General features: G+C 43.8%; 10 protein-coding genes. 9 read left to right on the plus strand and 1 reads right to left on the minus strand.

Translation table 11 applies throughout. The features are described 5' to 3' along the window. Positions 1-91 precede the first annotated feature (91 nt). The 3 genes from FBF61_RS10715 to FBF61_RS10725 all read left to right on the plus strand — a co-directional run bounded on the left by FBF61_RS10715 (position 92) and on the right by FBF61_RS10725 (position 2,961). Positions 92-472 carry a co-chaperone GroES gene (locus tag FBF61_RS10715; RefSeq protein WP_138477235.1) on the plus strand — a complete coding sequence of 127 codons (381 nt, stop codon included), beginning with the start codon at positions 92-94 and terminating at the stop codon, positions 470-472. A gap of 45 nt (positions 473-517) precedes the next feature. After that, the gene (locus FBF61_RS10720) at positions 518-1,540 is read left to right on the plus strand and encodes an aldo/keto reductase (RefSeq protein ID WP_138477236.1); all 1,023 of its coding nucleotides are present in this window, start codon (positions 518-520) and stop codon (positions 1,538-1,540) included. 98 nt (positions 1,541-1,638) lie between these two features. After that, positions 1,639-2,961, plus strand: coding sequence for a DEAD/DEAH box helicase (locus FBF61_RS10725; RefSeq protein ID WP_138477237.1), 1,323 nt, complete (start codon positions 1,639-1,641; stop codon positions 2,959-2,961). A gap of 70 nt (positions 2,962-3,031) precedes the next feature. On the opposite strand, the gene FBF61_RS10730 is transcribed toward FBF61_RS10725, so the two are convergent. Then, positions 3,032-3,223, minus strand: a complete 192-nt coding sequence (locus FBF61_RS10730; RefSeq protein ID WP_026630672.1) for a cold-shock protein — start codon at positions 3,221-3,223, stop codon at positions 3,032-3,034. A gap of 115 nt (positions 3,224-3,338) precedes the next feature. Between FBF61_RS10730 and FBF61_RS10735 the strand changes: the two genes are divergently transcribed. From FBF61_RS10735 to FBF61_RS10760, 6 genes are all read left to right on the plus strand, one after another. Then, positions 3,339-4,310 (plus strand): YheT family hydrolase, encoded by a 972-nt coding sequence (locus FBF61_RS10735; RefSeq protein ID WP_138477238.1) that lies wholly within the window; start codon positions 3,339-3,341, stop codon positions 4,308-4,310. Between the two features lie 162 nt (positions 4,311-4,472). After that, positions 4,473-6,380, plus strand: coding sequence for a phosphoglycerate dehydrogenase (serA, locus tag FBF61_RS10740; protein WP_138477239.1), 1,908 nt, complete (start codon positions 4,473-4,475; stop codon positions 6,378-6,380). 74 nt (positions 6,381-6,454) lie between these two features. Beyond that, a complete protein-coding gene (locus FBF61_RS10745; protein WP_138477240.1) occupies positions 6,455-7,528 on the plus strand; it encodes an aminotransferase class V-fold PLP-dependent enzyme in 1,074 nt (357 codons plus the stop codon). 69 nt (positions 7,529-7,597) lie between these two features. Next, positions 7,598-8,506 carry an Rpn family recombination-promoting nuclease/putative transposase gene (locus FBF61_RS10750; protein ID WP_138477241.1) on the plus strand — a complete coding sequence of 303 codons (909 nt, stop codon included), beginning with the start codon at positions 7,598-7,600 and terminating at the stop codon, positions 8,504-8,506. A gap of 83 nt (positions 8,507-8,589) precedes the next feature. Continuing rightward, positions 8,590-9,207, plus strand: a complete 618-nt coding sequence (locus FBF61_RS10755) for an RNA polymerase sigma factor (RefSeq protein WP_229214999.1) — start codon at positions 8,590-8,592, stop codon at positions 9,205-9,207. Between the two features lie 93 nt (positions 9,208-9,300). After that, positions 9,301-10,446 carry a FecR family protein gene (locus FBF61_RS10760; RefSeq protein ID WP_138477242.1) on the plus strand — a complete coding sequence of 382 codons (1,146 nt, stop codon included), beginning with the start codon at positions 9,301-9,303 and terminating at the stop codon, positions 10,444-10,446. Positions 10,447-10,562: the final 116 nt, after the last annotated feature.

Raw genomic sequence — 10,562 nt, forward strand, 5'->3', positions numbered from 1 at the left:
GCAGCGCACAAACATTTAGGGGCAAATATTTGTTACCCAAATCATAATGGACATTTTATGTCCTTCTCAATCGATCCAAGTTCTTAATAAAATGTACGAAGTAACATCTGACAACCGGTTAAAAAGTCTAATAGTAGTAGGGGACAGAGTATTGATCCGTCCCAAAAGTCCAAGTGACCGCACCAACAGCGGACTGTATTTACCTCCCACCGTCACAGAAAGAGAACAGGTACAGAGCGGATATGTGATCAAGGTCGGCCCCGGTTATCCGATCCCGGTAGCGGCCGAGGACGAACCCTGGAAAGCAACCGAGGAAAAAGTAAAATATATGCCATTACAGTCTAAGGAAGGCGATCTGGCTATTTATTTACAAAGAAATGCGATTGATCTTGAATATGATGGCCAAAAATATGTGATCGTACCCCAGTCCTCCATATTGATGCTCGAACGTTCAGAAGATCTTTTTGAATAGCCGAAAGAAAAAATGCCAGTCTAAATTAAACTCAATGTTAATCGGATGAAATACAAGTTTTTAAGTAACACAGGCGTGCTTGTTTCAGAACTTTGTTTTGGAACAATGACATTTGGAGGAGACGGTTATTGGGAGGCAATCGGAAGGTTGCAACAGGATGAAGGCAGTGCTTTGGTTAAAACAGCTCTCGACAGCGGCATCAATTTTTTTGATACTGCGAATGTGTACTCCTACGGAAAATCCGAAATCATCCTGGGTCAGGCGATCAAAGATCTTGGTGTAAAAAGAAGTGATGTGGTTATCGCAACGAAGGCCAGAGGCCGTATGGCGGCAGGTGCAAATCAGATCGGCCTGTCGAGATTGCATATCATGGATTCTGTGAATGAAAGCCTGGAAAGGCTCGGTACAGACCATATAGACCTATTTTACATTCACGGTGTGGATGCTGAAACTGCATTGGAGGAGACTATGCGTGGACTGGAGGATATTGTCCGTTCGGGAAAAGTACGTTATTTAGGCGTGAGCAATCATGCTGCCTGGCAGATTATGAAAGCAAATGGTATTGCTGAAAAGAATGGCTGGACGAAGTTCGTGGCCTGCCAGCATTATTATACCATTGCCGGCCGTGACATCGAGCGTGAACTGGTACCTATGATGAAGGATCAAAACCTCGCTTTAATGCCTTGGAGTCCCCTGGCTGGTGGTTTTTTATCGGGCAAATACACCCGCAACAATGCTACCTCGGGTGATAACCGCCGCGATAGTTTTGATTTTCCTCCGATAGACAAAGAAAAAGCTTACGATATCATTGATGTAATCCAGCCTATCGCAGAGGCACATTCAGTTTCTGTGGCGCAGATTGCACTGTCGTGGCTGTTGCATCAGCAAAGTGTCACCAGCGTGATTATCGGAGCGAAAAAGCCAGAGCAATTGAAAGATAATATTGCGGCTACGTCGGTGCTGTTAACTCAGGAAGATCTGGATAAATTAAACAAGATCAGTGAATTAAATACCGAGTACCCTGCCTGGATGTTTGCCCGCCAGGGCCGCGACCGGGTCCCTGAATAATTTTACTATCAATTTTAGTGGTGGCACCTGAGCTCTTTTAAGTTGACCGAACTTTAAAAGAGCTCAGGTGCCATCGATTTTGTAAGTACCTTTGCCGCATGTCAGAAACAGAAAATACCGGCCCTATTCTTGCCGCATTAGGAATCACTGCATTGAACGAAATGCAGGTAGAGGCAAATATCGCCATTCAGGAAAATAATGAGGTGGTTCTTCTTGCCCCCACCGGATCGGGTAAAACACTTGCATTTCTGTTGCCGGTGCTGTCACTTTTGAAAACGGATGTAACGCATGTTCAATGTCTTGTGATTGTTCCTACACGTGAACTCGCATTGCAGATTGAGCAGGTCTGGAAAAAAATGGCGACGGGCTTTAAAGTTACATGCTGCTACGGCGGGCATGATATGCAGACCGAAGTGCGAAGCCTCGCGGAGCCGCCTGCATTAATGATCGGGACCCCTGGCCGCCTTGTTGACCATATCCTGAGAAAATCTTTTTCCTGCAAAAATATATCCGCGCTGGTGCTGGACGAGTTTGATAAATCACTGGAACTGGGCTTTCAGGAAGAGATGACGGAAATCATCGGAAACCTGCATGGGTTGAGGAAGAAAGTTTTGGTATCGGCCACCGCAATTGCAAAAATTCCGGCATTTACCCGTGTCAAATCGCCTCTGGTACTTGATTTTGTTCAGGACAAAGCGCAGAAAAGCAAACTGACGGTCGTCCAGGTTCTGGCTGAAAAGCGTGATAAAATGACGCGACTTATTCAGTTGCTGAGCTACCTGGGGGCGGAATCTACTTTGATATTCTGCAATCTCCGCGATAGTGCCGAACAGATCAGCAATATTTTAAACGAAGAAGGAATCGAATGCGCATTTTTTCACGGGAAAATGGAACAGGAGGAAAGGGAGCGGACTTTGATTCGTTTTCGCAATGGTTCGGTCCTTTACCTCGCAGCCACAGATCTTGCGGCCAGGGGTCTGGATATTCCTGACATGAAGCATGTGATCCATTATGAGCTTCCGATGAAGGGCGATGAATTTACACACCGGAACGGTCGTACAGCCCGTATGCTCGCTGAGGGAACAGCTTATATTTTGACCAGTGACGACGAGGTTTTGCCTGATTACATCACCAGAAAGCCAAAAATCCTCGATCTTCCTTCCAAATTACCTTTACCGGGAGGATCAGAATGGCGGACGATCTATATCAGCGGCGGCAAAAAGGACAAGCTGAATAAAATGGATATCGTTGGATTTTTAATACAAAAAGGAAAATTGGAAAAGCAGGATCTGGGATTGATCGAAGTAAAGGATAATATTTCCTTTGCAGCAGTAAAAAAGGATAAATTGAAATCGATGCTGAATCTGGTATCGACCGAGAAAATGAAAGGTAAAAAGTTCAAGATCGAAGTTGCAAGATAACAGAACGGACTCTAAAGCAAAAAAAGCATGCAGTACAGCATGCTTTCGAAATGTCTTATTATGACTAAACTTAGATAACGCGAACGTTAACTGCATTTAGACCTTTTTTTCCATTTTCTACGTCGTAAGACACTTTGTCATTTTCACGGATATCGTCTTGAAGACCTGAAACGTGAACGAAAATGTCTTTCTCACCAGTTGATGGTTGGATGAAACCAAATCCCTTGGAATCATTGAAAAACTTTACTGTACCTTCTGCCATTAGTATTGATCTTATATATTTTTAAAAACCAAATGTATACAGAAAAAATATATAAACAAGATTAAAAATTTAAAAACGTTTAGAATAGTTCTATTTAAATAACCCGCTGACAGCAATGCCTGTAATTCACAATTCCTCAGTAACATCTCCATACTGGCTTCCAAACGGGCATTTTCAGAGCATTTATCCTGCACTTTTCCGTAGGGTAAAGGGGGTGAATTATCAGCGCGAAAGAATTCTAACACCCGATGAAGATTTCCTGGATATGGACTGGTCGCTTGCAGATGATGGTGAGAAAAGATCTCTCGTAATCCTTTCTCACGGACTGGAAGGCAACAGCTCAAGGCAATATATATTGGGTATGGTTCGGCTCTTGAACCAGGAAGGATTCGATTGTCTGGCTTGGAATTTCCGGAGCTGTGGCGGGGAAATGAATAAAACTGCGAGATTCTATCACAGCGGCGCCACAGAGGACCTGGATCTGATCGTGAGGCACGCATTGGGCAAGGGGTATACAAGTATTCAGCTGGTCGGGTTTAGCCTGGGCGGAAACCTTACACTTAAATATCTGGGGGAATCGGGCAATAACCTGGATAAAAGAATTGAAAAAGCCGTTCTTTTCAGTGTTCCGATGGATTTAAAAGCTTGCAGCCAAGCGATTATCCAACCCCAAAACAGGGTCTACATGCACCGGTTTCTGAATACCCTCAAGCCGAAAGTGGATGAAAAATCGAAAATTTTCCCGGACAAGCTCAATATCAAAGACTACAAACATGTGCGGACTTTGTATGATTTCGACCATATTTACACTGCGCCGCTTCATGGTTTTAACAGTGCAGATCACTATTATGACCAATGCAGTTCTATGTATTTTGTTAAAAACATTAAAATTCCGACGCTGATCGTCAATGCATTGAACGATCCTATCGTGCCTTTTGGCAGTTTACCGGTGACGGAAATTGAGAATCATCCTAATGTCTGGCTTGAAGCCACCAACCAGGGAGGACATTGCGGGTTTCGTCCTGCCAGGCTTTCCGGTGGCATATACTGGTCTGAAAACAGGGCGCTGAGCTTCCTTCGGTCATGATTCTTTTCGGGAAAACTCATCTGTTCAATTTTTTGTTAGTGTCGTAGTAAACAGATTTTGTAATTTTGCGTCACGATAGAATTACCCTAGTTGAAACGACCCTGATCACAGAAACCTTTTTACTTTTAACTCGATCATTATTATTCAGTTATTTCCCGCTTCATGTCCACATTAACACTCAATCCCCCCCCGTACATTATTATTGATTTCGACAGTACCTTTACCAAGGTAGAAGGGCTTGACGAACTCGCTGTGATCGCCCTGAAAGGCCATCCTGAACAAGATCAGATTGTTCAGAAAATATCGGAACTGACCAATAAGGGAATGAATGGCGAAATGTCGTTTGCGGAAGGACTACGCGAACGGATCAGTCTGTTGAAGGCAAACCGTTCGCATATCGATGAATTGATCTCCTTTTTACGTACTAAAATCTCTGATTCCTTTCAGAGGAATACACAGTTCCTGACCGAGAATACGGATCAGATATATATTGTTTCCAGTGGTTTCAAAGAGTTTATTGTTCCTGTTGCTTCCGAGCTGGGTATCCGGCCGGACCATGTGTATGCCAATGAATTTGTGTTCGACGAAGAAGGCAATATCATCGGCATTGATGAGGATAATGTCCTTTCAATGGACGGCGGGAAGATAAAAGTCCTTTCCCAGCTGAATCTGATCGGTGAAGTGTATGCAATCGGTGACGGGTATACAGACTATGAACTGAAATCATCCGGTCTTGCGAACCGTTTTTATGCATTTACAGAAAATGTAGAACGCCCCAGGGTGATGGCGGTAGCGGATCACATCGCTACTTCATTCGACGATTTTCTTTATGATAATAAAATGAGCAGGAGCCAGTCTTATCCGAAAAGCCGGATCAAAGTACTTCTGCTGGAAAACGTGCATCCCGTAGCCTTGCGTGCTTTTGAGGAACAAGGGTTTAATGTAGAGTTCGTAAAGGGGGCGTTGGACGAAGACGAGCTCTGCGAACGTATCAAAGACGTGTCTATCATTGGTATCCGTTCCAAAACCAATATCACCAAACGTGTACTTGACCATGCTAACCGCCTGATGGCGATTGGCGCATTTTGTATCGGCACCAACCAGATTGACCTGGAAGAGGCTGCAAAACGCGGCATAGCAGTTTTCAACGCACCTTATAGTAATACGCGGTCGGTCGTGGAACTTGTGGTAGGAGAGATGATTTTGCTGATCCGTAATATTGTCGGAAAAAGTAATCAGATGCATCTCGGCAACTGGGACAAATCTGCGAACGGAAGTTTCGAAGTGCGCGGCAAGAAGCTGGGTATGGTCGGATATGGAAGTATCGGAACACAGCTTTCAGTGGTAGCCGAAGCGCTGGGCATGGAGGTTTATTTTTATGACGAAGTAGAAAAACTTTCTCTGGGTAACGCACGCAAGGTGACTTCTCTGGACGACTTGCTTTCTATCGCCGATGTGATCAGTATGCACGTAGACGGTCGCAAGGAAAATACGAACCTGATCGGAAAACGTGAGTTTGAACTGATGAAGGACGGCGTGATCTTTTTGAATCTGTCACGTGGGCATGTAGTGGATATTCATGCATTGGCGGAAGCTGTGAAAAGCGGAAAAGTGGCAGGGGCCGGTGTGGATGTTTTCCCGAAAGAGCCTAAGACCAACGACGAATCTTTCGAAAGTGAATTGCGCGGATTGCCTAATGTGATCCTTACCCCGCATATAGGAGGAAGTACCGAGGAAGCGCAGGAAAATATTGGGCATTTTGTGCCGGCCAAATTGCTGGAATTTATGAATAACGGCAGCTCTTATGGAAGCGTGAACTTCCCGGAAGTTCAATTGCCAAAATTGAAAGACTCGCACCGTTTGCTGCATATCCACGCAAATGTGCCAGGCGTTCTGGCGAAACTGAACCATATTTTTGCCAAAAATAATATCAACATCACGGGCCAGTATCTGAAGACGAATGAAAATATCGGTTACGTGATCGTGGATATTGCAAAAGATTATACGGAAGAATTTATTCAGGAAGTAAAAGAAGTGGAGGGAACGATCCGGTTCAGGATGTTATACTGAGTTATTAAAAAGCTTAGGCCGCGCAAACAGCTCTTGCTTGCGCGGTCATTCCCCAATTCTGTAATTGATTTTATATGTCTTTAACTTTCTTTACGCCGGGTCCTGCTCAGTTGTATCCAACATTTGAACAGCATTTACAAGATTTTGTAAAAAATCAGCTCGGGTCGATATCGCATCGCAGCCAACAATACCGCGATCTGCACAAGTTTACGGTGGATCAATTGAGGATTCTCCTAAATGTTCCCGATTCTCATGCCATTCTTTTCCTTGGCTCAGCGTCCGAAATCTGGGAACGGATCTTATTCAGCTGCGTGGAACTTGAGAGTTTTCACCTTGTGAATGGCTCTTTTTCGAAAAAGTTTTACGACTATTCCAATGCATTGAACAAATATGCACATAAGTTGGAAAAGCCTATGGGCGAAGGTTTTATGGCCTCGGAAATTGTCGTGCCGGAATATGCGGAATTGATTTGTACAACCCACAATGAAACCAGTTCCGGTGTTCAGATGCAGGTTTCTGAAATACAAAAACTGAAACAGAAAAACCCTGATAAGTTTGTCGCTGTAGATATGGTTTCATCCGCGCCATATCCTGATCTGGATTTCAGTATCATTGACACAGCTTTTTTCTCAGTTCAAAAAGCCTTCGGGTTGCCAGCCGGACTAGGTGTATGGATTGTCAGTGAAAAGTGTCTTCAGAAAGCTGAGTATATCAGAAATCAATATTCCATTGGCGCGCACAATGACCTGCCTACATTATGGAAAAACGCGTTGAACAATGAAACGCCTGCTACCCCGAATGTAATGGGGATCTATTTGCTGGGGAAAATTGCAGAAGATTTCAATAAAATTGGTGTAAAAACAATGCGCAAAGAGACAGAGCAGAAAGCCGCTTTGCTTTACAAGTTTATTGAAAAATCGTCCGCCTTTTCACCTTTTGTAAAAGAGAAAGCTTTCCGTTCACAAACCGTTATCGTGGCTGATACCCAAATCCCCGCAGCTGATGTGATTAAAAACATCAAGGCAAAAGGAATGGTGATCGGAAGCGGTTATGGGCAATTTAAATCCACCCAGCTTCGTATTGCTAATTTCCCGGCTACTTCGCTTGGACAGGTCGAGGAGCTTATCGAGGAATTGGGAAATTTATAATAATATTTTTTAAAAGTGACCAGGGCCGGGTTTCAACGTATTGATGTTGAAACCCGGCCCTCGTTGTTTATGAAAAGAAATGATATACTCTGGAAGTCAATACTGGAAGATACTTTTGATGATTTTCTGAGATTCTTCTTCCCGGACGCAGATGAGCTTTTTGATTTTGACCTCGGATTCGAATATTTGGATAAAGAGCTAGAACAGCTTTTTCCTCCCGAAAAAGACAGATATGCCCCGAAATATGTGGATAAGCTAGTGAAGGTTTTTACAAATGAAGGTTCTGAGGAATGGATACTGGTTCACATTGAAGTGCAGGGATACGCCGACAAGTTTTTTGCTGACAGGATGTTCACCTATTATTACCGCATTTGGGATAAATATCGGAGGCGGACCATAGCTTTTGCGATCCTTACAGACGAAAATGAAAGCTTCCGTCCATGCAAGTTTGAACATTCATTTCTAGGCACCGCACTGACTTATCAGTTTAATACATTCAAAGTACTGGATCAGTCGGATCAATGCCTCGCTGAGAGTAATAATCCGTTCTCGCAGGTTATATTGACTGTTAAAGCTGCCCTGAGTGGTAAGAAATTGGGAGAAGAGGATTTGCTTTCATTAAAAATTCAACTTGCGAGACGTCTGCTTTCCAGGAATATACCGAAAGCTAAAATTGGAAAGTTGATGATTTTTTTGAAATTTTATGTGAGACTTGGAAAAGAGGAATTGGATGAAAAGTTTGATTCAGAAATTGATACACTAACACATAACGATAAAACTACCATGGGAATCGAAGAGTATTTATTATATGATGCTGAGATGACGGGACTGGAGAAGGGTATTGAAAAAGGCCGCGAGGAAAAGAATACTTCATTTACCAAAAAATTACTTCAGGAAACGTCTTTTCCGCCTGAGGAAATCGCCCGGCTAGTTGATGTCCCGCTGGAGTTTGTAATGGAAATAAAAGAAAAACTGTAAAAGTGTCGGTAATGTCGGCTTGTCAAATAGCATTTTGGGGATAAATATTTAGCTTTATACTTTGAAAGCAAAAAAGACAGGCGGTGATCACTTTTGAGACATTAACCAAAGGGAAGGCGGACCAGCATTTATGGAAACGAATTCGTGAGGGCGATGAACAGGCGTTCACCCTTATTTTTGAGAAATATCACCGCACGCTGTACAACTACGGAAGCAAGCTCTGCCATAATTCTGCGATTATTGAAGACGCTGTTCAGGATGTATTTATAGATATCTGGCGCCTGCGAAATAACCTCACGGAAAATGTCACTTCTGTTAAATTTTACCTGTACAGGGCGCTTAGAAGGAGGATTCACCTGGCTCTTGATAAATTTCCTTTGACCGAAGAAATCACACTACTCCGGGATCGGGAAACTCCTGCTAATTTTTCTGATTCAGAAACCATCCTGATCGACACCGAATCGTCTTTGCTGCGTACAAAACGGATTCAGGAACTACTTTCACAGCTTCCCGAGCGCCAGATCGAGGCGCTGACTTTGAGATATTTTGATGACTTCAGCATTGAAGAAATTGCCGGTATCATGGGTGTGAGCGAAAAGTCGGTTCGAAATTTTATTTATAGAGCTCTTACTTCACTCCGTCAAAACCGCCAGGCTCTTATCATTTCAAGCCTGATATTCTGGTTGTTATTGGTTTTTTGAAACTTTCCTTCAAAATAATTTCATTTTGCAGGGGTCATTTTTCAGATAGTCCGCTCTTTCTTTTTGAAAGACGATGATCCGTATCCAGCTAGTATGAAGCATGATCCCTATTCTTTAACCGAACTGATCCGCAACGAAGATTTTATTGCCTGGGTAACAAATCCGGATGTTGATAGCGATAGCCGTTGGCGGCTTTTTCTGGAAAATTATCCGGAAAAGAAAAAGACGGTGGAGGCTGCCAGGGAATACGTGATCCTGCTGGCGAAGGACACCGGCCGCGACATGCCAAGCGATAAGCAAAGCAACCGTATGTGGAGTGTGGTCGAAAGTCAGATGCATGCCGCTCGGGAGCCGTCATCCGGTTCGACGGAGAGTTCTTCTGAAGGGAAAGTAGTTGTGGGATGGAGATGGTTGCGGGTGGCAGCTTCGGCTGCATTGATTTTAGGCATTGGCTCCGCCAGTTACTGGTTTTACTATCAAAAAACAGGAAGGGGTGAAGGCTCAGCCGTGGTTCCTTACGCCTCGTCGAAAACCGGGGCCATTCAAAAACAGAATAATACAGACAAGCCAATGATGATCCTGCTGACAGACGGCAGTTCGGTTGTACTGCAGCCGGGAGGGACATTGAGCTATTCGGAAAATGCCGGCGGGAAGCGGAGGGAAGTTACCCTGACGGGCAGGGCTTTTTTTGAAATCCTAAAAAACAAAGAAAAGCCTTTCCTGGTATACAGTTATGGTTTGGCGACGAAAGTGCTTGGGACAAGTTTTGTGATCGAAGCGGAGAAGGAGAGTAAAGAAATCAAGGTCGAGGTTAAAACCGGAACTGTTTCAGTATTTGCGATAGGCGATCTTGATAAAGAGCAACGCGAGTCGGAGTATGATAAGCCCGAGTTGAAAGGTGTTTTGCTTCGGAACGATCAGAAAATAGCCTTTTCACGTGAAAATGGGAAGATTGTTAAGTTGCAGACGTCTGTCATCGAACGCCATATTGGTTCTGATGTCTCCAGTATTCCATTTGTTTTTGATGAGACGCCTGCCTCTGAGGTCTTTTTGACCTTACAAAATGCATACAACATTGAGATAATATATGATAAGTCCAGAATGGGTGACTGTCCGCTCAATGCGACCTTGGTAGGCCAGCCATTCATTGAAAAACTGGAAGTGATCTGCAACGCGCTGGACGCCAGTTTTGACATTACCGACAATAGGGTGACTATTTCGGGGCGCGGCTGTAAGTGACCGGTTGTCCTTAAGGCAAAGGAATAACGGTACCCATGAATTTAAATAACAAACCTAACAAATTTAATCAACCTGAAAGCGCATCTATGACGTAGAGCTACCATCCCTTTTACAAA

This window comes from Dyadobacter bucti (genome assembly GCF_005869225.1).
GTDB lineage: Bacteria > Bacteroidota > Bacteroidia > Cytophagales > Spirosomataceae > Dyadobacter > Dyadobacter bucti.